Source organism: Microbacterium indicum DSM 19969, from assembly GCF_000422385.1.
GTDB lineage: Bacteria > Actinomycetota > Actinomycetes > Actinomycetales > Microbacteriaceae > Microbacterium > Microbacterium indicum.
Genome location: NZ_AULR01000013.1, coordinates 31,425 through 51,691, shown reverse-complemented (window position 1 = coordinate 51,691; position 20,267 = coordinate 31,425). Strand labels below are relative to the sequence as shown.

Below are 20,267 nucleotides of genomic sequence, written 5' to 3'. Positions count from 1 at the left end.
CTCCAGCGCCGCGTATAGACTGGGAGGTCTGATCACGCGGCGACGGGAGGTGCGCACATGCCCAAGGAGAAGGGCGAGCAGGTGATCGCGACCAACCGTCGCGCACGCCACCTGTACACGATCGAGAAGACGTACGAGGCGGGCATCGTGCTCTCGGGCACCGAGGTCAAGTCGCTGCGCGCGGGCCACGCGAACCTCACCGACGGCTACGCGTACGTCGACGGCGGCGAGGCCTGGCTCGACCAGGTGAACATCCCGCAGTACTCCCAGGGCAGCTGGACGAACCACGCGTCGAAGCGCGTCCGCAAGCTGCTCCTGCACAAGGACGAGATCGCGAAGATCGGGCAGAAGGCGTCGGCGGGCGGATACACGCTCGTGCCGCTCAAGCTCTACTTCGTCGACGGCCGCGCGAAGGTCGAGATCGGCGTCGCCAAGGGCAAGACCGAGTACGACAAGCGGCAGACGCTGCGCGAACGCCAGGACCGGCTCGAGGCTGAGCGCGCGATGCGCAGCCGCAACCGCATGGGCGAGTAGCCGCCCCGTTCTCCACAGGCATCTGCACCACCCCCGGCCCTCTCCCTAGCCTGGGGCGCATGTCGGATCCGCTCGCCCTCGCCGCGCTGCTCGTGTTCGCGGGCGTCGGCGGGTGGCTCTGCCACATCGACATCGCCGAGCACCGGCTGCCGAACGCGATCGTGCTGCCCCTCGCGGGCGGGATCCTCGCGCTCGCCCTCGCGGCGTCGGTCGCCGAGGGATCGCCCGCGACCCTCGTGCGCGCCGCGGCCGGGGCGCTCGCGCTCGGCGGCGGGTACGCGCTCCTGCGGGTCGCGAGCCGCGGCGGGCTCGGCGGGGGAGACATCAAGCTCGCCTTGCCGACGGGCGCCGTCCTCGCGTGGCAGGGCTGGCCCGCCTTCGCGCTCGGGTCCGCGCTCGCGTTCGTCGTCGGATCCGCGTGGGCGGCCGGTCTCATCGCGACGCGGCGCGGCTCCCGCGACACCCGGATCGCGTTCGGCCCGTGCATGATCCTCGGTGCGTGCGTCGGGCCCGCGCTCGTCTGACCGATAGCCTCGTGGCATGGGGAGCGTGATCAGGGGCGTGCAGGCGACGATCGCCTGGGTGCTGCGGCACCGGATCCTCCGCGCCTTCCTGCTCTACTCCGATCACGGGGGCGGGCTGCTCGCGGCGGCGATCACGTTCCGCGCGCTGTTCGCCGTCTTCGCCGCCGTGCTGCTCGGCTTCTCGATCGCTTCGATGTGGCTCTCGTCGCGCGACGACCTGTGGGACGCGCTCGTGGCGTCGGTCGACGAGGTCATCCCCGGCCTCCTGTCGACCGACGGATCCGGGCTCATCGACGCCTCGTCGATCACGGGCGACTACTTCCAGCAGAACATCATCGTCCTCATCGTGTCGGTTCCGGCGCTCGTCTGGGCGCTCATCGGGGCCGTCGGCAACCTCCGCGTCGCGGTGCGGCAGATCGCGGGGACGGCGCACGAGGGCGACAACGCGCTGCTGCTGCGCGCCTTCGACCTGCTCTTCGCGCTCTCGCTGGGCGTCCTCCTCGCGGCGTCGGCCGTGGCGTCTCTCCTCGGGACGGGCTTCGTGGATCTCGTGCTCGGCTGGATCGGCACGGCGCCGTCCGGGACGGCGACCGTCCTGACCCGCGTGGGGACCATCGTCGTGACCTTCGTGCTCGACTCCGTCGTCATCGCGTGGCTGTTCTGGCTGCTCTCGGGCCTCCGCACGCCGCCGCGGATCATGCTCTCCGGTGCGCTCCTCGGCGGCGCGGGGCTCGTCGTGCTGCAGCAGCTGTCGAGCCTGTTCGTCGGCGGCGCCGACAACAACCCCTTGCTCGAGGGCTTCATCCCGCTCATCGCTCTGCTCCTGTGGTTCAACTTCTCGTCGCAGGTGATCCTGATCGCCTCCGCCTACATCGTCGTGTCGGTCGAGGACCGCGAGAACCGCGTCGCGTCGCGCTACGGCGCCGACACCTTCAAGCAGCGCGCGGTGCGCGCCGCCGAGCGCGACCTCCGCGTCGCGACCGACGCGCTGCGCGTCGCGCGCGAGGCCGAGAGGGTCGAGCGTGAGAAGATCGCCGAGCGAGCCGAACGATACTCCGCGTAGCCTGGACGCATGGCATCGCGATCCGTCGAGATCGAGCGCAAGTTCGACGTCGAGCCCGGCACCCCCCTTCCCGACTGGACCGCCGTCCCCGGCGTCGCCTCCGTGACCCCGGGCGAGGCTCGTCATCTCGACGCGCTCTACCTCGACACTCCCGCGGGCGACTTCGCCGCGGCGGGCGTCGCGCTGCGCCGCCGCACGGGCGGTCCCGACGCGGGCTGGCACGTCAAGGGTCCCCTCGTCGACGGCGCGCGGGTCGAGCTGCACTGGCCGCTCGGCGACGCCGACGAGATCCCGGCGGAGGCGCTCGGCGAGCTCGCGCAGTGGGGCGACACGGCGTCGCTCGAGCCCCTCGCGCGCATCGTCAACGACCGCACGGCCTACGAGCTGCTCGACGCCGACGGGGGAGTGATCGCCGAGTTCGTCGACGATCACGTCGCGACGAGCGACCTGCGCGGCGGGTCCGAGCGCGCCTGGCACGAGTGGGAGGTCGAGCTCGGCGCCGCGGCCCCCGCCGACGTCGACGCCTTCTTCGACGCCGTCGAGCGCGCGGCCCTCGCGGCGGGCGCGACCGCCCCGTCGTCGGCCTCGAAGCTGGCCCGCGCCCTCGGCCGCTAGGCGCGACGCGCGGTCCCATCCCGCGCCGCCTCCCGATCGGGACGACAGAATGAGGGGATGACGCCCCCGCTCCGCTCCGATGCCCGGCGCGCGCAGGTGCGCCGCCGCACGCAGCGCCGACGCCGCCGCTCGCTCGCGGCCCTCGTCGCTCTCGTGTCGGCGTCGGTGATGATCGTCGTGGGCGCCGAGCTCGTGACGAGCGGCGGATCCGCCGGCGCGGCGCCACGCCCCACGGAGACGGCCTCGCCGACGGCCACCGCGTCGTCCGCGGCGCCCGGGGATCCCTCGCCGATTCCGACCGCGGATCCGTCGGAGGACCCGGACGCCGCGTTCTGCGACGACGCCGTGCGTGCCGCCGTCGCCTCGGGCGACGCCGACGAGGTCGTCCGCGCCGCGGGAGGCGGGGAGGCGTTCCGCTCCGCCGTCGCGTCGGGGGCGGCCGCCGAGTGCGTCGCGCTCGACCGGCCCGAGTGGGCGTGGGTCGTCGTCGACAAGCAGCGACCGATCGATCCGATCGACTTCGCGCCGGAGCTCGCGGCGCCGTCGTCGGTCTACAGCGCCGTCGGGGCCACGATGACGCCCACGGCCGCCGCAGCCCTCGACGAGCTCGCCGCCGCCGTCGACGCCGCGGGCCAGGGGCAGGTCAGCCTGTTCAGCGGCTATCGGAGCTACGCGACGCAGGTCACGGCGCACAGCGGGCTCGTCGCCCAGCTCGGGCAGGAGGCCGCCGAGCGGACGTCTGCCCGCCCCGGATACAGCGAGCACCAGCTGGGCCTCGCCGCGGACCTCGTCGCGTGCGATGGGCGGGCGTGCGGCACGATCTACGAGTTCGGCGACACGGCGCAGGGCCGATGGGTCGCCGAGAACGCGTGGCGATACGGCTTCATCCTGCGGTACGTCGAGGGCGGCACCGCGACGACGGGATACGAGCCCGAGCCGTGGCACCTGCGGTACGTGGGCGTCGAGCTCGCGACCGCGTACGCCGAGGGCGGGTACGAGACGTACGAGGACTTCTGGGGCCTCGGCGCCGCCCCGGACTACGCCGACTGAGGCGCGCTACGCCGTCTTCCGGGACCGGCGCGCGGCGAGCTCGTCGACGGGGTCGGGAGCCGAGGGGTCGAACTCGACGAGCGTCGACTCGACCTCGCGCAGCACCTTGCCGACCGCGATGCCGAAGACGCCCTGGCCGCGGCTCACGAGGTCGATGACCTCGTCGTTCGAGGTGCAGAGGTAGACCGATGCGCCGTCGCTCATGAGGGTCGTGCCCGCGAGGTCGCGGATCCCCGCCGCGCGCAGCTGCTCGACGGCGACGCGGATCTGCTGGAGCGAGATCCCGGTGTCGAGGAGGCGCTTCACGAGCTTGAGGACGAGGATGTCGCGGAAGCCGTAGAGGCGCTGCGAGCCCGATCCCTTCGCGTCGCGGATCGTCGGGACGACGAGCTCGGTGCGGGCCCAGTAGTCGAGCTGGCGATAGGTGATGCCGGCGGCCTTGGCGGCCACGGTGCCGCGGTAGCCCATCTCAGGATCGAGCTGCGGCAGCCCGTCGGTGAAGAGCAGGTCGACGGCGAAGCCGTTGTCGTCGGGGGTTCCCGCGCTCATCTCGTCGTCCTCTCTTCGGGGGTGGGCAGGTCCCACACTACGGCGACCTTCAAGCCGAACTTGAGACATCGCGCTCGGGCGGGGCGGCGTGTCGGGCACCGTTATCAATCGTGACCCAACGTGCGGAACATCGCCAGGGCGGTGCGTGTTCCCGGAACGCGCATGGGGCCCGGATCCGAGGATCCGGGCCCCATGCGCGAGAGCGGGGTCAGAGGTTGATGAAGTGACCCTGCAGGCCGTGGAACGCCTCCTGCAGCGCCTCCGACAGCGTCGGGTGCGTGTGCACGTTGCGGGCGGCCTCGACGGCCGTGAGGTCCCACTTCTGCGCGAGCGTGAGCTCGGGGAGCAGCTCGGACACGTCGGGGCCGACCATGTGGCCGCCGAGCAGCTCGAGGTGCTCCTCGTCGGCGATCAGCTTGACGAAGCCGACGGGCTCGCCGAGGCCGTTCGCCTTGCCGTTGGCGGTGAAGGGGAACTTCGCCACCGTGATCTTGTGGCCCTCGGCGATCGCCTGCTCCTCGGTGAGGCCGAAGCTCGCGACCTGCGGCGAGCAGAACGTCGCGCGGGGCATGTTGCGGTAGTCGCCGAGCGTCATCGTCTCGGCGCCCGCGATCGTCTCGGCGGCGACGACGGCCTGCGCCTCGGCCACGTGGGCGAGCTGGAGCTTCGCCGTCACGTCGCCGATCGCGTAGACGCCGGCGACGTTCGTGCGCATGTGGTCGTCGATGTCGATCGCGCCGCGGTCGGTCAGAGCGACGCCCGTCGCCTCGAGGCCGTAGCCCTGCGTGTTGGGGGCGAAGCCCACCGACATGAGGACCTTCGACGCGTCGATCGCGCCCTCGGATCCATCCTTCGCCTTGTAGGTGACGTGGACCGACGAGCCGTTGTCGGTGACGGACTGCACGCCCGTCGAGGTGAGGACGTCGATGCCGTACTTCTTGTACTGCTTCGCCATCTCCTTCGAGACCTCGGGGTCCTCGTTGGGGAGGACGCGGTCGGCGAACTCGACGATCGTGACCTTCACGCCGTAGTTCGAGAGGACGTAGGCGAACTCCATGCCGATGGCGCCGGCGCCGACGATGACGATCGACTCGGGCAGCTCGCGCGTGAGGATCTGGCTCTCGAAGGTGACGACGTTCTCGCTGAGCTGGACGCCCGGGAGGAGTCGCACGGTCGAGCCCGTCGAGATGATGACGTTGTCGGCCGTGACGCGCTCGGTCGTGCCGTCGCTCTTCGCGACGTCGATCGTCTTCGCGTCGACGAAGGTGCCGCGGCCGTCGTACTCGGTCACCTTGTTCTTCTTCATGAGGAAGTGGATGCCCTTGACGTGGGTCTCCGCGACCTTGCGGCTGCGGTCGAACGCCGAGCCGTAGTCGAAGGTGACCTCGCCCGAGATGCCGAAGAAGTCGGCCTTGTGGGTGAAGGTGTGCGCGACCTCTGCGTTCTTGAGGAGCGACTTGGAGGGGATGCAGCCGACGTTGAGGCAGACACCGCCCCAGTACTTCTCCTCGATGATCGCGACGGAAAGACCGAGCTGGGCGCTGCGTACGGCCGCGACGTAACCGCCGGGGCCGGCGCCGAGGATGACGACGTCGTAGTGAGCCATGGTCTCCAGCCTAGTGCCGTCAGTTTCGGCGCGCGCGCACGATCATCACGACGATGAACACGATGAGGGCGAGCACGACGACGCCCGCGACGATGCCGATCACGAGGGGTGCGGAGACGCCGGATGAGGCGTCCGCCGCCGGGGTCGGCGACGCGGTCGCCGTCGGCGAGGGGGACGCGGTCGCCGTGGCCGACGGTGCCGCCGTCGCGGGGTCGGTCGTCTCTGCGGGCGTCGTCGGCTCGGCGGACGCCGACGGGTCGGCGGGGAGCGCCGTCTCGGTCGGCGACGGGTCGTCCGAGGGCTCGGCGGGAGCCGCGCCCGACGCCGTGAAGGTGAAGAGGTCCTCGCCCGAGTGGGCGTCGCCGTAGGTCACGCGCCAGACGACCGTGTAGGTGCCGGCGACCGCGTCGGTCCGGTCGAGCGCCTGCGTGATCGTGGGCCCCGTGACGACGGGGTCGCCCGAGGCGTAGTTGCGGCAGTCGCGGGTGTCGGCCATGCCGGGGTTCGCGATGAGGAGGCCCGCGTCGGCGCACGTCTCATCGAACACCTGGATCTCGGCGGCGCCCTCGGCCAGGAGGTCGTCGCTGAACGTCAGGGACACCTCGGCCGGGACGACGTCGAGCGTCGCGCCCTCGGCGGGCGACGTCGCGACGAGGTCCGAGTGCGCGAACGCGGGCGACGCCGTCAGCACGAGGGCCGCCGCGAGGGAGGCGGCCCCGACGATGCGGGCGGCCAGGGAACGGGGGGATCGGGTGCGCGTGTCGGTCACGCACGACACGGTACGACCGCCTCCTCCGCGGATCCGGCGAATCGGTCCGTTTCGCACGGATCGAGATCGTTTCGCCGCCTCCGGATCCGATAGGCTGAGGGGAACGGAAGGAGGGCACGTGTCTGACCAGCAGTACGAGCCGATGCCCGCGGCCACACGACACGTCCCGCAGATGGGCGGTCACGACGGCTCCGGCGACCACACGCAGACGTTCGGCCACGACGCCGACCTGTCGTTCGTCCCCTTCTCCGGCGACCTCTCCCAGGCCGAGCTCGACGCGGTCGAGGCGCTGCCCTCGGGCGCGGCGCTCCTCCTCGTCCGCTCGGGCCCCGCGGCCGGCGCTCGCTATCTCCTCGACTCCGAGTCGACGACGATCGGCCGCCACCCCGAGGCTGGGATCTTCTTCGATGACGTGACCGTGTCGCGCCGCCACGCCGAGATCACGCGCACGCGTTCGGGCTTCGAGCTCGTCGACCAGCGCTCGCTCAACGGCACCTACGTCGGCGGTGAGCGCGTCGACCGTGCCGCGCTGCGCAACGGCGACGAGGTGCGCGTCGGCAAGTTCCGCCTGACGTTCTTCAGCTCGCCCCGCGACCTGCCGGGGGCCGCGGCCTGATGGCGGCGGCGGCCGCGGCAGACGGGGCCGCCGGGCGCGCGCTGCTGTCGATCGGACAGGTGCTGTCGAAGCTCTCCGGAGACTTCCCGGCGCTGACCTCGAGCAAGCTGCGCTTCCTCGAGGTGCAGGGGATCGTCTCCCCGCAGCGCACGGCCGCGGGGTACCGCAAGTTCTCGCCGAGCGACCTCGAGCGCCTGCGCCTCGCGCTCACGCTGCAGCGCGATCACTATCTCCCGCTCGGGGTGATCCGCGACTACCTCGACGACCTCGACGCGGGCAAGTCGCCCGACATGCCGCAGGTCCCCACCTCGATCCACCCGTCGGGGCGCAGTTACGCGCGCACCGACCTGCTCGAGGCCGCGGGCGCGGCGCCGCAGCTGCTGAACGACGCGTTCAGCCTGGGGCTCATGACTCCGGCCGAGTCGTACGACGACCGGGCCGTCGCGCTGCTGCGCGCGCTCGTCGCGCTCGAGCGGCACGGCATCGACCCGCGCCACGTGCGCACGCTGCGCCAGAGCGCCGAGCGCGAGGCCGCCCTCGTCGAGGCCGCGCTCTCGCCGCTCCTGCGACGGTCGGATCCGTCGTCGCGCGCCGCGGCGTCCGAGCTCGGACCGCAGCTCGCCGACCGCCTCGACGAGGTGCGCTCGATCTTCGTGCGCGACGCGCTCGCGCGCATCCTCCCCGACTGATCAGCCGGGCTCGCCCGTCGAGTCGCGCACGTTCAGCTCGGGGCTGATCGTGAGCCGGTGCACGGGCCTGGCGGGGTCCGCGATCCGCGCCGCGAGCAGGTCGAGCGCCGCGCGGCCGATCGCCGCGCGCGGGGGAGCGACGCCCGTGAGCGCCGGCGTGAAGAGCTCGGCGTATTCGTCGTCGTAGGCGATGACCGAGAGGTCGCCGGGCACCGCGAGGCCGCGCGCGAGCGCGAGGTCGACGAGCGCCATCGCCTCGCGATCCGAGTGCACGAGCAGCGCCGTGACGCCCGCCGCGAGCACGGCGTCGAGCACCGCCTCGACGGCGCGCGAGAACGCCGCGTCGCCGCGGTCGGGGAGGATCCGCTCGACGTGGTCGTCCGGCGTGAGGCCGAGCTCGCGGCACGCCGCGGTCCAGCCCGCGATGATCTTGCGCGAGGTCGGCGACGAGCGCGAGATGAGGAGACCGACCTTACGATGCCCGAGGGCGGCCAGATGGCGGGCGGCGAGGATCGCGCCGAGTGCGTGGTCCGTCGCGACCGACTCGAGCGGGGTGCCGAGGGGCCGCCGCGCGGCCTCGCGCTCGGCGAGCACGAACGGCACCCCCGACTGCTCGAGCCAGGCGATGACGTCCGGCGCGAACTCGGTGTCGGTGTTGGGGGCGACGACGAGGCCCGCGACGTCGCCCGCCTCGAGCATGCGCGCGAGCACGGGCCGTTCGTCCTGCATGTCGTACGAGGTCCCGCGCAGGAGCATCGCGTAGCCGCGATCGCGCGCCGCGGACTCGATCGAGCGGACGATGTCGGGCCAGTAGAAGTCGAGCGACGGAACGAGGACGCCGATCCGGCCCGAGCCGCGTGTCGCGGGTCGGGCCGCGACGCCTCCCGCCGGCGGGACGGCGCCGCCGTGGACGCGGGTCAGCAGGCCGTCGGCCTCGAGCTGCTGGAGGTCGCGCCGGAGCGTGACGGCGGCGGCGCCGAGGTCGGCCGCGAGCTGGGAGACGCGCACCTCGCCGTCGCGGGCCAGGGCATCGAGGATCCGGTCGCGCCGCGAGGCGCCCAGGGGGCCGGACGGATCCGGCGCGTGCGACGGTGCAGGCATGCAACGACCATAAACGATCAGTTACGATCACAAAAGATTCGTGTGAACGAAACGGATTGATACGCTCGCCGACGACCCCCCACGGACCGTCGAAGGAGATCTCCGTGACTGCTGCCGAGCTCGCCCCCGAGTGGACGCGCGACGACCTCACCGCCTACGCCGACCGGCTGCTGGAAGCCGCCCTGGCGCACGCGTCGGAGGGAGGAGCGCGCATCGAGTTCCCGGGCGCCGAGGGCGGATACGGCCATGACGTCGACGGCCTCGAGGGCTTCGCGCGCACCTTCCTCCTCGCCGGCTTCCGCATCGCGGGGGAGCGCGGTCACGGCGTCGACCGCCTCATCGACTTCTGCACCCGTGCGATCGCGCGCGGCGTCGACCCCGAGGCCTCCGATCGCTGGGTCCGCCCCGACGAACACGGCCAGGCGAAGGTCGAGGCCGCGTCGATCGCCCTGATCCTCGACATGACGCGCGAGTGGATCTGGGATCGCCTCGACGCCGTCACGCAGGGCCGCGTCGTCGACTACCTCGCGCCCGTCGTCGGCGACACGACGTACCCGCGCAACAACTGGCTGTGGTTCCGCATCGTCGTCGAGACGTTCCTGCGTTCGGTCGGCGGCCCGTGGTCGCAGGAGGACATCGACGCCGACCTCGCGCTGAACGACGAGTTCGCCCGCGACGGCGGCTGGTACTCGGACGGCGACGGCCGCGCCTACGACCACTACGTCGGCTGGGCCATGCACCTCTACCCGATCCTCTGGGCGCGCATGCGCGGTGCCGATGAGCTCGCGGGCGACCGCCCCGGGCGCGACAGGAGGAAGCTCGGCGCGTACCTCGCCGATGCCGTGCACCTCGTGGGAGGCGACGGCGGTCCCCTCATCCAGGGACGCAGCCTCATCTACCGCTTCGCGGCGGCCGCGCCGTTCTGGGCCGGGGCGATCGCGGGCGTCGACGAGGTCCCGCTCGGCGAGCTGAGGCGCGCGGGCGCGCGGATCGTGCAGCACTTCGCGGACCGCGGCGTTCCCGGCCCCGACGGCGTGCTGACGATGGGCTGGTTCGACGAGTGGCGCCAGATGGCGCAGTCGTACTCGGGGACCGGATCCCCCTACTGGGCCGCCAAGGGCCTCCTCGGCATCGCCCTCCCCGCCGATCACCCGGTGTGGGCCGCGCCCGCCGAGCCGCTGCCGATCGAGCGCGGCGACACGCTGCGCGCGCTTCCGGTCCCGGGGTGGATCGTCTCGGGAACGGCGGCCGACGGCGTCGTCCGCGTCGTGAACCACGGGACGGACCACGCGCTGCCGGGGACCGTCGTCGGCGACTCGCCCCTGTACGCGCGGCTGGGCTATTCGACGGCCGCCTCCCCGCTCCTCGACGACGCGGCGTGGACCGACCCGCTCGAGCAGTCGGTCGCGCTCGTCGACGGATCCGGCCGCGCGACGCACCGCGCCGCCATGACGCTCCGCGCCGCGCGCGTGGACGACGGCGTGGGCGTCGCCGCCTCCTCGTGGGACGCGCACACGATCGATCCCGTCGCGGGCGCCCGGAACCACGGATCCGGCGTCGCGGGCGAGGCGGAGGTCGTCGCCCCCGTCACCGTCGTCTCGCTCGTCCGCGGGGCGCACGAGGTGCGCCTCGCCCGCGTCGGCGCCGCTCCGGACGGGTGGTGCCTGCGCTTCGGCGGCTGGGCCGCCGCGGGCGACGGCGCTCCCGCCACGGCGCTGCGCCTCGCGGGCGGAGCCGACGCCGTCGTCGTCGTGCGCGCCGACGCGAGCCCGCTCGGGCCCGTCGCCTCGATCCCCGTCGCCGATGCTGCGATCGTCGCGGGGGAGTGGGCCGCCGCCGAGCTCGCGCTCGGGGCCCCCGCCGGCTGCGGCATCGCCGTCGACGGCGACGCCGTGAGCGTCACCTGGCCCGACGGCCACCGCAGCGACCACGATCTCCGTCACTTCCTCCCCTGACCCGAACACCGAACGATGCACCCTGCAGCAAAGGAGCAGCAGCACATGAAGCGCACGATCACCGCGGCGGCCGGCCTGGCCGCCCTCACCCTCGCCCTCTCGGCATGCGGCGGATCCGCCGGATCCTCCTCCGCGTCCGACGACTCGACCCTCACGATCTCGGGCTGGAGCGTCGACACGACGCCGGAGTTCCAGCTGCTCGCCGACGGCTTCGAGGCGCAGCACGAGGGCGTCACGGTCGAGGTCGTCGACTACGACCCCACCGAGTACAACACCCTCGTGACGGCCGACCTCGCCGCGGGCAAGGGGCCCGACATCGTCACCCAGAAGGAGGTCAAGTTCCTCACGACCTTCCAGGAGGGCGGCCAGCTGCTCGACGTGTCCGACGTCGAGGTGCCCGACGGGATCGGCGGGCTCGACTCGTACACCGTCGACGGCACGCGCTACGCCGTTCCGTACCGCCAGGACTCGTGGGTGCTCTACTACGACAAGGCGCTCTTCGACGAGGCGGGCGTCGCCTACCCCGACGGATCCTGGACCTGGGACGACTACGACGCCGCGGCCGAGGAGCTGACGGCGGCGCTCGACGGGCCCAAGGGCACCTACGAGCACGGCTGGCAGTCGACGCTGCAGGGCTTCGCAACGGCTCAGTCGGCGGGCGCCGACATCCTCAGCGGTGACTACGGCTACTTCGCGCCGTTCTACGAGCGCACGCTCACGCTGCAGGACGACGGCGCGCAGCAGTCGTTCAACACCGTCTCGGCCAACCAGCTCACCTACCAGGGAGAGTTCGGCAAGCAGAACGCCGCGATGATGCCGATGGGCACCTGGTACGTCGCGACGCTCATCTCGCAGCAGGCGTCGGGCGAGGCCGACGACTTCGACTGGGGCATCGCCCCGATCCCGCAGCTCGACGCCTCGACGACGGGCACCGACCAGACCCCCGTCACCTTCGGCGACCCGACGGGCTTCGGCGTCAACGCCAACGTGTCGGACGCGAAGGCGGAGCTCGCGAAGGAGTTCCTCGCCTACGCGGCCAGCGAGGAGGCGGCGACCGCCCTCGCGGGCATCGGCATCACGCCCGCGCTCCTCACGGATCCCGTCGTCGACGCGTACTTCGCCGTCGACGGCGCTCCGCAGGACGAGCTGTCGACCTTCGCCGTGCAGACGCACGACACGAAGCCCGAGAACCCGGCGTCCGACAAGACGGCCGCCGTGCAGAACATCCTCAACGACATGCACTCCGCGATCCTGTCGGGGTCCCAGGACGTCGACTCCGCGATCGCCGACGCCGAGGGCCGCGTCGCGAACGAGGTGGGACTGGACTGACCGGAGCGGGGTCGGGGATCCGGCCCCGCTCCGTCGGGAGCATCATGACGACGACAGCGACACCACCGCGCGCGCGGCGCCGATCGCGCCTGAGGCTGCGCAACGCCCTCCTGGGCTGGAGCTTCATCCTGCCGAACTTCCTCGGCTTCGCACTCCTCACGCTCATCCCCGTGATCGTGCTGTTCTACATGTCGCTCACGAACTGGAACATCTTCGGATCGTCGCAGTTCATCGGCCTGCAGAACTTCCAGCGCCTCGCGGGCGACGCGAGCTTCCGCACCGCGTTCCTCAACACGCTCTACTACGCCGTGATGCACATCCCGCTGACGATCGTCGTGTCGCTCGGGCTCGCCCTCCTCCTCAACAACAAGCTGCGCGGCGTCGCGTTCTTCCGCACGGCCGCGTTCTTCCCCTACATCACGTCGATCGTCGCGATCGCCCTCGTGTGGAACCTGCTGTTCAGCCCCGACTACGGGCCGATCAACGAGATCCTCCGCTTCCTCGGCATCGCGAACCCTCCCGGCTGGCTCACCTCGGCGGACTGGTCGATGCCCGCCGTCGTGATCATCTCGGTGTGGCGCGACATGGGCTACTACATGGTGCTGTTCCTCGCGGCCCTGCAGACGGTGCCGCGGGAGCTGCACGAGGCGGCCCGCATGGACGGGGCGGGCGCGTGGCAGCGCTTCGCGCACGTGACGCTGCCGAGCCTCCGGCCTACGATGTTCTTCGTCACGGTCATGCTCACGATCGGGTCGCTCAAGATCTTCGACCTGATCCTCGTCCTCACGAAGGGCGGACCGGGGCAGTCGACGACCGTGATCTCGCAGTTCATCTACCGCAAGGGCTTCGAGGAGAACGACTTCGGCTACGCGTCGGCCGCGTCGGTCGTGCTGTTCCTCCTGTGCATCCTCGTCACCGTCATCCAGTTCGTGTGGAACAAGAGGAGCGAAGCGCGATGAGCGAGACCATGACCCTCGTCACCCCGCCGGCCCGGCGCCGGCGGCTCTCGGTCGAGCCCGCGCCGCGCCCCCGGGCGGCGGGGCAGCGCAGGGGCATCGCGCTCCGGGTGCTCCTGTACGTCGTCCTCATCGTCGCCGCCGCCGCGATGCTCACGCCGTTCTTCTGGATGATCATGAGCTCGCTCAAGTCGGCCAACGAGGTGTTCTCGGTTCCCGTCCGGTGGATCCCCGAGGTCTTCGTCTGGCAGAACTACGTCGACATCTGGACGCGCGCCGACATCGGCACCTGGATCCGCAACACCCTCGTGCTGTCGGTCTCGGTGACGGCGCTCCAGGTCGTCACGGGGTCGTTCGCGGCGTACGGATTCTCGCGGATCCGCTTCGCCGGCCGCGACGCGCTCTTCCTGCTCTACATCGGCACGATCGCGGTGCCGTGGCAGTCGTACATGATCCCGCAGTTCATCATGCTGTCGGACGCCGGGATCGCGAACACCCTGTGGTCGGTCATCCTCCTGCAGGCGTTCGGCGCCTTCGGCGTCTTCCTCATGAAGCAGTTCTACGAGACCGTCCCCGAGGAGCTCAGCGAGGCCGCCCGCCTCGACGGCGTGAGCGAGTACGGCATCTGGTGGCGGATCATGCTCCCGCTGTCGGTGCCCGCGATCGCGAGCCTCTCGCTCCTGACCTTCGTCAACACGTGGAACGACTATCTCGGGCCGCTCATCTACCTGCGCGACCCGAGCCTGTGGACGATGCAGCTGGGCCTCAACAACTTCGTCTCGAGCCTGTACGACGTCGACTACGGGGTGCTGTTCGCGGGCCTCGTGATCTCGGTCGTCCCGATCGCGGTCGTGTTCCTCGCGGGCCAGCGGTTCTTCGTCGAGGGCATCGCGACGAGCGGGATGAAGGGCTGACCATGAAGCGGATCCCGCACGGCGTCTACGCGACGCTCTTCGGCGCGGCGCACCTCGTCCTCGGCACGAACGTCGCGCTCGCGGTGTGGTGCCTGCCGTTCATCGCGCTCCTCGTCACGACCGACCCGTCGTTGTCCTGGCCGCTCCTCGCGCTCGCCGCGGTGCCGGCCGGGTGCGGGATCTGCGCGGCGTTCGGCGTCTTCCGCTCCCACTCGGGCGGCGATCCGTCGGTGCTCCGGGCCTTCCTCCGGCAGCTGCGCGCGACGTGGCGCCCTGCGCTCGCGCTCTCGGCGATCGTCGTCGCCGTCGTGACGGTCGCGGCCGTCGACGTGTTCGTCCTCGTGCCGACGGGCGCTGGCGCCGTCGTCGCGCCGCTCCTCGTCGTGATCGCCCTCCTCGCCGTCGCGACGGGAGCGGTGGGGCTCGTCGCGATCGCGGAGTCTCCGGCCTCGCGCCTGCGCGACGTCGTCCGGATCTCGCTCCTCCTCGCCGTGCGCCGCTGGCCGCTCACGGTCCTGAGCCTCGTCGTCGTCGGCGTGCAGGCCGCCGTCGTCTCCGCGGCGCCCGCCTGTGGCCTCGGCCTCACGGCGGCCGCGTGCCTCTATATCGTGTGGGCGGGCGGGCGGCACACCCTGCAGCCGGCCCTGCGCCCGGCGGGGGAGGCGGCATGACGCGCCCCGCCGTCCTCAGCGCCGTCGGCACGGGGGCGCTCGCCCCGGCCTCGGAGCGGCGCCTCGCGCGGCTGCTCGCCGAGGAGGGCCGCCTCCTCGGCACGGTCGACGGCTTCGACGACCCGCGTGCCCGCGCGGCCCTCGCCGAGGCCGAGGTCCTCGTGACGGGGTGGGGGACGCCGCGCATCGACGCGGGGATGCTCGCCGCGGCGCCGCGCCTCCGGTGGATCCTCCACGTCGCGGGCTCGGTCCGCAGCCAGTTCGACCGCGCCGTGTGGGAGCGGGGGATCGGCGTGAGCTCGGCGGTCGACGCCAACGCCGTCCCCGTCGCCGAGTACACGCTCGCCGCGATCCTCTTCGCGAACAAGCGCATCGTCCCGATCGCCCGGGCGTACCGCGAGAGCCGCGACCTCGTCGATCAGGCCGCGCTCGGGGTGATCGGCAACTACCGCCGCACCGTCGGGATCATCGGGGCGTCGCGCATCGGCCGACGCGTCGTCGACCTGCTCGCGCCCTTCGAGCTCGACGTCCTGCTCAGTGACCCCACCCTCGGCGCCGACGAGATCCGCGCGCTCGGGGCGGAGCCCGCGACGCTCGCGGAGCTCTTCCAGGCGAGCGACGTCGTCTCGGTGCACGCGCCGTCGCTGCCGGCGACGCGCGGGCTCGTGACGCGCGAGCTCATCGACGCCATGCGCCCCGGATCGGCGATCATCAACACGGCGCGCGGCGAGGTCGTCGACCAGGATGCGCTGACCGACCGCGTGGTGCGCGGCGACCTGTTCGCGGTGCTCGACGTGACGGTGCCGTGGGTCCTCCCGGCGGAGCACCCGCTGTACGACCACCCGAACGCGCTCCTCACCCCGCACATCGCGGGGTCGGTCGGCACGGAGGTCGACCGCATGGTCGACGCCGAGATCGGCGAGCTGCGCCGGATCGCGGCGGGGGAGCCGCTCGCGTACCCCGTGCCGGTGACGGCACTCGACTCGGAGGCCTGAGGGGCTACTCGGCGGTCGTCGCGCCCTGCTCGGGCGCGTCGATGTGACCGGCCTCGACGACGCGGTCGAGCAGCTGGTCGAAGTCGGCCGCAAGCTCCTGCGCCGACTCGCCCGGCCAGACGTGCAGGGGCTTCGCGGCGCCCTGAGCCTGCTGGAGCGAGGTGCGCTCGGGGAGCTGGGGCTCGAGCACCAGCGGGCCGAACATGTCGCGCATCTCCTTGATGCGGAACTGGTGCTCGACAGACTGCGGGCGCACGCGGTTGACGACGATGCCGAGGGGCTGCAGGCGCGAGGACAGGCCGCGGCGGATCTCCTCGACAGCGCGCAGCGCGCGGTCGGCGGCGGCGACCGAGAACAGGCCGGGCTCGGTGATGATCGCGACGCGGTCGCTCGCGGCCCAGGCCGTGCGCGTCAGGGCGTTGAGCGAGGGCGCGCAGTCGACGAGGACGAGGTCGTACTCGTCCTCGATGAGGGCGAGCGCCTCCTCGAGCTTCCACACGTCGCGCACCGAGGGGTGCGGGCCGTCGTAGTTGATGGCCGAGGGGCTCCCGAGCAGCACGTCCATCGTGCCGGGGTGCACCTTGGTCCACCCGCTGGAGGTGATCGCCTGGCGGACGACCTTCTCCTTGGGATTCTCGAGCACGTCGGCGATGTTGAGGCGGCCGGCGGTCTGGACGTCGAGCCCCGTCGACACGTCGGACTGCGGGTCGAGGTCGACGACGAGGGTGCGGATGCCGCGAGCGAACGCCGCGGAGGCGAGGCCCAGGGTCACCGTCGTCTTTCCGACGCCGCCCTTCAGAGAACTGACGCTGAGTACGTGCACGCCCCTACGCTACCGTCCAATAGTCTGAGACCGATCTGCACCCGCCGAAGCGATCGCCGATCGCCCTGATCTGGGAGGCTCATGTTCACGAAGGTCCTCGTGGCGAATCGAGGGGAGATCGCGATCCGCGCCTTCCGCGCCGCGGTCGAGCTCGGAGCGAAGACGGTCGCGGTCTACCCCTGGGAGGATCGCAGCTCGCTGCACCGTCTCAAGGCGGACGAGGCCTATCAGATCGGCGAGAAGGGGCATCCCGTCCAGGCCTACCTCGACGTCGACGAGATCGTGCGCGTCGCGGTCGATTCGGGAGCCGACGCGATCTACCCCGGCTACGGCTTCCTCTCCGAGAACCCCGATCTCGCGGCGAAGGCCGCCGAGCGGGGGATCGCCTTCATCGGGCCGCGCGCCGCCGTGCTCGAGATGGCGGGCGACAAGGTCACCGCGAAGGAACACGCGATCGCGGCGGGGGTGCCGGTGCTCCGCTCGACGGGCGCGACCGACGACGTCGACGCCCTCCTCGCCGAGGCCGACGAGATCGGGTTCCCCCTGTTTGCGAAGGCCGTCGCGGGTGGCGGCGGGCGCGGCATGCGTCGCGTCGAGACCCGTGAGGCGCTCGCCGCGGCGCTCGAGGAGGCCATGCGCGAGGCCGACAGCGCCTTCGGCGACGCGCGCATGTTCCTCGAGCAGGCCGTGCTCCGGCCCCGGCACATCGAGGTGCAGGTCCTCGCCGACGGCACGGGCGACACCGTCCACCTCTTCGAGCGCGACTGCTCGGTGCAGCGCCGCCACCAGAAGGTCGTCGAGCTCGCGCCGGCGCCGAACCTCGACCCCGAGATCGCCGGCGCGCTGCACGGATACGCCGTCGCGTTCGCGCGCTCGATCGGATACGAGAACGCGGGAACCGTCGAGTTCCTCCTCGAGACGACGGGCCCGCGCGCGGGCGAGGTCGTCTTCATCGAGATGAACCCGCGCATCCAGGTCGAGCACACCGTCACCGAGGAGGTCACCGACGTCGACCTCGTGCAGACGCAGATGCGCATCGCCTCGGGGGAGACGCTCTCCGACCTGGGCCTCGTCCAGGACGCGATCCGGCTCCACGGGGCCGCGATGCAGACGCGCATCACGACCGAGGACCCCTCGCAGGGCTTCCGGCCCGACACGGGGCGGATCACGACCTACCGGTCGCCGGGCGGCGCGGGGATCCGCATCGACGGCGGAACCGTCGCGGCCGGGTCGCAGATCTCCCCGTACTTCGACTCGATGCTGGCGAAGCTCACGGTGCGCGGTCGCGACTTCCCCGCCGCCGTCGCGCGTGCGCGCCGCGCGCTCGCCGAGTTCCGGATCCGCGGGGTCGCGACGAACATCCCGTTCCTCCGCGCCGTGCTCGAGGATCCGTCGTTCGTCGCCGGCGACCTGTCGACGTCGTTCATCGACGAGCGCCCCGAGCTGCTCAAGGGCCGCGTGTCGAAGGACCGCGGCACGAAGATCCTCCGCTGGATGACCGACGTCACGGTCAACAGGCCCTTCGGCGAGCGGCCGGCCCTCGCGGTGCCGCGCGACAAGCTGCCCGCGACCGACCTCGACGCGCCGGCCCCGGACGGCTCCCGCCAGCGCCTCCTCGCGCTCGGCCCCGAGGCCTTCGCGGCCGACCTGCGTGCGCAGAAGGCGCTCGCCGTCACCGACACGACGTTCCGCGACGCGCATCAGTCGCTGCTCGCGACGCGCGTGCGCACGAAGGACCTCCTCGAGGTCGCGCCGCACGTCGCGCGTGCGACGCCGCAGCTGCTCTCGGTCGAGGCCTGGGGCGGCGCGACGTACGACGTCGCGCTCCGCTTCCTCGGCGAGGACCCGTGGGAGCGCCTCGCGGGCCTGCGCGAGGCGCTCCCGAACGTCGCGATCCAGATGCTCCTGCGCGGCCGCAACACCGTCGGGTACACGCCGTACCCGACCGAGGTGACCGAGGCCTTCGTCCGGGAGGCCGCCGAGACGGGCGTCGACGTCTTCCGGATCTTCGACGCGCTCAACGACGTCGCGCAGATGCGTCCCGCGATCGACGCCGTGCGCGAGGCCGGGGCCCCTCTCGCCGAGGTGGCGCTCTGCTACACGGGCGACCTCGCCGACCCGAGCGAGGACCTGTACACGCTCGATTACTACCTGCGCCTCGCCGAGGAGATCGTGGGCGCCGGCGCCCACGTCCTCGCGATCAAGGACATGGCGGGGCTCCTGCGCCCGCCCGCCGCCGCGAAGCTCGTCACGGCCCTGCGGCGCGAGTTCGAGCTCCCCGTCCACGTGCACACGCACGACACGGCGGGCGGGCAGCTCGCGACGCTCCTCGCCGCGAGCGCGGCGGGCGCAGACGCCGTCGACGTCGCCTCGGCCCCGATGGCGGGAACGACGAGCCAGCCCGCGATGTCGTCGCTCGTCGCGGCGCTCGCGCACACGGCCCGCGACACGGGGCTCGACCTGCAGGCCGTCGCCGACCTCGAGCCGTACTGGGAGGCCGTCCGGCGCGTGTACCGGCCCTTCGAGTCGGGCCTCGCGGGGCCGACGGGGCGCGTCTACACGCACGAGATCCCGGGCGGGCAGCTGTCGAACCTGCGCCAGCAGGCGATCGCGCTGGGCCTCGCCGACGACTTCGAGCTCGTCGAGGACATGTACGCCGCCGCGAACCGCATGCTCGGGCGGATCCCCAAGGTCACCCCGTCGTCGAAGGTCGTCGGCGACCTCGCGCTGCAGCTCGCGGCCGTGCGCGCCGACCCCGCCGACTTCGAGGCGCACCCCGCGCGGTACGACGTGCCCGACTCGGTCGTGGGGTTCATGGCGGGGGAGCTCGGCGAGCTGCCGGGCGGCTGGCCCGAGCCCTTCCGGTCGAAGATCCTCGCGGGCCGCGACGTCGACACCGCGATCACCCCGCTGGGCGACGACGACCTCGCGGCGCTCGGAGGCGACTCGGCCACGCGGCGGGCGACCCTCAACCGCCTGCTCTTCCCGCAGCCGACGGCCGCGTTCGAGGAGACGCGGCGCGTGTACGGCGACCTGTCGGTGCTCGACACCGCCGACTACCTCTACGGCCTCGAGCACGGGCGCGAGCACGTCGTCGACCTCGAGAGGGGCGTCGAGCTGATCGTGGGCCTCGAGTCGGTCGGCGACGCCGACGAGAAGGGCATGCGCTCGGTCATGACGACGCTCAACGGCCAGCTGCGCCCCGTCGAGGTGCGCGACAGGTCGATCGACGTCGAGACGCACGAAGCCGAGAAGGCCGACCGCCAGAACCCGGGGCACCTCGCCGCGCCGTTCTCGGGCGTCGTGACCCTGCGCGTCGCCCCGGGCGACGTCGTCGAGGCGGGACAGGCGGTCGCGTCGATCGAGGCGATGAAGATGGAGGCGTCGATCGCGGCCACGGTCTCCGGCACGGTCGAACGCGTCGCGATCGCCCCCACCCAGCAGGTCGATGCGGGCGATCTTTTGCTCGTGGTCACCGCCGGACAGTAAAGTCTCGGGGGCGGGAGGT

General features: G+C 72.2%; 19 protein-coding genes. 14 read left to right on the top strand and 5 right to left on the bottom strand.

Annotated elements, in window-relative coordinates:
- The first annotated feature begins 57 nt into the window (after positions 1–57).
- Genes smpB through H576_RS15200 form a run of 5 tightly spaced genes read left to right on the top strand, consistent with a single transcriptional unit; the run spans position 58 to position 3,786 of the window.
- On the top strand, positions 58–534 hold the full coding sequence (gene smpB / locus H576_RS0109775; protein ID WP_029150796.1) for an SsrA-binding protein SmpB: 477 nt from the start codon (positions 58–60) through the stop codon (positions 532–534).
- Between the two features lie 59 nt (positions 535–593).
- Positions 594–1,058, top strand: a complete 465-nt coding sequence (locus tag H576_RS0109770) for a prepilin peptidase (protein ID WP_029150795.1) — start codon at positions 594–596, stop codon at positions 1,056–1,058.
- Between the two features lie 16 nt (positions 1,059–1,074).
- Positions 1,075–2,121: a YihY/virulence factor BrkB family protein gene (locus H576_RS15205; RefSeq protein WP_036320301.1), complete on the top strand. Its 1,047-nt coding sequence runs from the start codon at positions 1,075–1,077 to the stop codon at positions 2,119–2,121.
- A 9-nt stretch (positions 2,122–2,130) separates the two neighbouring features.
- Positions 2,131–2,736 carry a CYTH domain-containing protein gene (locus H576_RS0109760; RefSeq protein WP_029150794.1) on the top strand — a complete coding sequence of 202 codons (606 nt, stop codon included), beginning with the start codon at positions 2,131–2,133 and terminating at the stop codon, positions 2,734–2,736.
- 57 nt (positions 2,737–2,793) lie between these two features.
- Positions 2,794–3,786 (top strand): M15 family metallopeptidase, encoded by a 993-nt coding sequence (locus H576_RS15200; RefSeq protein WP_051172561.1) that lies wholly within the window; start codon positions 2,794–2,796, stop codon positions 3,784–3,786.
- 6 nt (positions 3,787–3,792) lie between these two features.
- Here H576_RS15200 and H576_RS0109750 read toward each other — a convergent pair whose 3' ends face one another.
- The 3 genes from H576_RS0109750 to H576_RS0109740 form a co-directional block, all read right to left on the bottom strand.
- Entirely contained in the window at positions 3,793–4,335 is a 543-nt protein-coding gene (locus H576_RS0109750) for a MerR family transcriptional regulator (RefSeq protein ID WP_029150793.1), read from the bottom strand.
- Positions 4,336–4,543: 208 nt separating this feature from the next.
- Entirely contained in the window at positions 4,544–5,941 is a 1,398-nt protein-coding gene (gene lpdA, locus H576_RS0109745; RefSeq protein ID WP_029150792.1) for a dihydrolipoyl dehydrogenase, read from the bottom strand.
- 19 nt (positions 5,942–5,960) lie between these two features.
- Positions 5,961–6,710, bottom strand: a complete 750-nt coding sequence (locus H576_RS0109740; RefSeq protein WP_169564336.1) for a copper resistance CopC family protein — start codon at positions 6,708–6,710, stop codon at positions 5,961–5,963.
- Between the two features lie 142 nt (positions 6,711–6,852).
- Here H576_RS0109740 and H576_RS0109735 point away from each other — a divergent pair, with 142 nt between their 5' ends.
- Together H576_RS0109735 and ftsR are read left to right on the top strand one after the other, a co-directional pair.
- Positions 6,853–7,326 (top strand): FHA domain-containing protein, encoded by a 474-nt coding sequence (locus tag H576_RS0109735; protein WP_029150790.1) that lies wholly within the window; start codon positions 6,853–6,855, stop codon positions 7,324–7,326.
- Positions 7,326–8,015 (top strand): transcriptional regulator FtsR, encoded by a 690-nt coding sequence (gene ftsR / locus H576_RS0109730; RefSeq protein ID WP_029150789.1) that lies wholly within the window; start codon positions 7,326–7,328, stop codon positions 8,013–8,015. The genes H576_RS0109735 and ftsR overlap by 1 nt, the downstream gene beginning before the upstream one ends.
- On the opposite strand, the gene H576_RS0109725 is transcribed toward ftsR, so the two are convergent.
- Complete coding sequence (locus H576_RS0109725) at positions 8,016–9,116, bottom strand: substrate-binding domain-containing protein (protein WP_029150788.1); 1,101 nt, start codon at positions 9,114–9,116, stop codon at positions 8,016–8,018.
- Between the two features lie 104 nt (positions 9,117–9,220).
- On the opposite strand from H576_RS0109725, the gene H576_RS0109720 reads away from it, so the two are divergent.
- Genes H576_RS0109720 through H576_RS15195 form a run of 6 tightly spaced genes read left to right on the top strand, consistent with a single transcriptional unit; the run spans position 9,221 to position 15,936 of the window.
- Complete coding sequence (locus tag H576_RS0109720) at positions 9,221–11,071, top strand: DUF2264 domain-containing protein (protein WP_029150787.1); 1,851 nt, start codon at positions 9,221–9,223, stop codon at positions 11,069–11,071.
- A gap of 15 nt (positions 11,072–11,086) precedes the next feature.
- A complete protein-coding gene (locus H576_RS0109715; RefSeq protein WP_245559160.1) occupies positions 11,087–12,400 on the top strand; it encodes an extracellular solute-binding protein in 1,314 nt (437 codons plus the stop codon).
- Positions 12,401–12,444: 44 nt separating this feature from the next.
- Entirely contained in the window at positions 12,445–13,359 is a 915-nt protein-coding gene (locus tag H576_RS0109710; RefSeq protein WP_051172560.1) for a carbohydrate ABC transporter permease, read from the top strand.
- Positions 13,356–14,270: a carbohydrate ABC transporter permease gene (locus H576_RS0109705; protein WP_029150784.1), complete on the top strand. Its 915-nt coding sequence runs from the start codon at positions 13,356–13,358 to the stop codon at positions 14,268–14,270. The genes H576_RS0109710 and H576_RS0109705 overlap by 4 nt, the downstream gene beginning before the upstream one ends.
- A gap of 2 nt (positions 14,271–14,272) precedes the next feature.
- Complete coding sequence (locus H576_RS0109700) at positions 14,273–14,941, top strand: hypothetical protein (protein ID WP_036320299.1); 669 nt, start codon at positions 14,273–14,275, stop codon at positions 14,939–14,941.
- Entirely contained in the window at positions 14,938–15,936 is a 999-nt protein-coding gene (locus tag H576_RS15195; RefSeq protein WP_036320296.1) for a hydroxyacid dehydrogenase, read from the top strand. The genes H576_RS0109700 and H576_RS15195 overlap by 4 nt, the downstream gene beginning before the upstream one ends.
- Before the next feature lie 4 nt (positions 15,937–15,940).
- Here the strand turns inward: H576_RS15195 and H576_RS0109690 are convergent, their stop codons facing one another.
- Positions 15,941–16,759: a ParA family protein gene (locus tag H576_RS0109690; RefSeq protein WP_029150782.1), complete on the bottom strand. Its 819-nt coding sequence runs from the start codon at positions 16,757–16,759 to the stop codon at positions 15,941–15,943.
- Positions 16,760–16,840: 81 nt separating this feature from the next.
- Between H576_RS0109690 and H576_RS0109685 the strand changes: the two genes are divergently transcribed.
- Positions 16,841–20,248 (top strand): pyruvate carboxylase, encoded by a 3,408-nt coding sequence (locus tag H576_RS0109685; protein ID WP_029150781.1) that lies wholly within the window; start codon positions 16,841–16,843, stop codon positions 20,246–20,248.
- Positions 20,249–20,267: the final 19 nt, after the last annotated feature.

What these genes read in the sequence shown, in the direction of transcription:
- smpB (WP_029150796.1), top strand. Translation starts at nt 58, where the DNA reads ATGCCCAAGGAGAAGGGCGAGCAGGTGATCGCGACCAACCGTCGCGCA.
- H576_RS0109770 (WP_029150795.1), top strand. Translation starts at nt 594, where the DNA reads ATGTCGGATCCGCTCGCCCTCGCCGCGCTGCTCGTGTTCGCGGGCGTC.
- H576_RS15205 (WP_036320301.1), top strand. Translation starts at nt 1,075, where the DNA reads ATGGGGAGCGTGATCAGGGGCGTGCAGGCGACGATCGCCTGGGTGCTG.
- H576_RS0109760 (WP_029150794.1), top strand. Translation starts at nt 2,131, where the DNA reads ATGGCATCGCGATCCGTCGAGATCGAGCGCAAGTTCGACGTCGAGCCC.
- H576_RS15200 (WP_051172561.1), top strand. Translation starts at nt 2,794, where the DNA reads ATGACGCCCCCGCTCCGCTCCGATGCCCGGCGCGCGCAGGTGCGCCGC.
- H576_RS0109750 (WP_029150793.1), bottom strand. Translation starts at nt 4,335, where the DNA reads ATGAGCGCGGGAACCCCCGACGACAACGGCTTCGCCGTCGACCTGCTC.
- lpdA (WP_029150792.1), bottom strand. Translation starts at nt 5,941, where the DNA reads ATGGCTCACTACGACGTCGTCATCCTCGGCGCCGGCCCCGGCGGTTAC.
- H576_RS0109735 (WP_029150790.1), top strand. Translation starts at nt 6,853, where the DNA reads ATGCCCGCGGCCACACGACACGTCCCGCAGATGGGCGGTCACGACGGC.
- ftsR (WP_029150789.1), top strand. Translation starts at nt 7,326, where the DNA reads ATGGCGGCGGCGGCCGCGGCAGACGGGGCCGCCGGGCGCGCGCTGCTG.
- H576_RS0109725 (WP_029150788.1), bottom strand. Translation starts at nt 9,116, where the DNA reads ATGCCTGCACCGTCGCACGCGCCGGATCCGTCCGGCCCCCTGGGCGCC.
- H576_RS0109715 (WP_245559160.1), top strand. Translation starts at nt 11,087, where the DNA reads ATGCACCCTGCAGCAAAGGAGCAGCAGCACATGAAGCGCACGATCACC.
- H576_RS0109710 (WP_051172560.1), top strand. Translation starts at nt 12,445, where the DNA reads ATGACGACGACAGCGACACCACCGCGCGCGCGGCGCCGATCGCGCCTG.
- H576_RS0109705 (WP_029150784.1), top strand. Translation starts at nt 13,356, where the DNA reads ATGAGCGAGACCATGACCCTCGTCACCCCGCCGGCCCGGCGCCGGCGG.
- H576_RS0109700 (WP_036320299.1), top strand. Translation starts at nt 14,273, where the DNA reads ATGAAGCGGATCCCGCACGGCGTCTACGCGACGCTCTTCGGCGCGGCG.
- H576_RS15195 (WP_036320296.1), top strand. Translation starts at nt 14,938, where the DNA reads ATGACGCGCCCCGCCGTCCTCAGCGCCGTCGGCACGGGGGCGCTCGCC.
- H576_RS0109685 (WP_029150781.1), top strand. Translation starts at nt 16,841, where the DNA reads ATGTTCACGAAGGTCCTCGTGGCGAATCGAGGGGAGATCGCGATCCGC.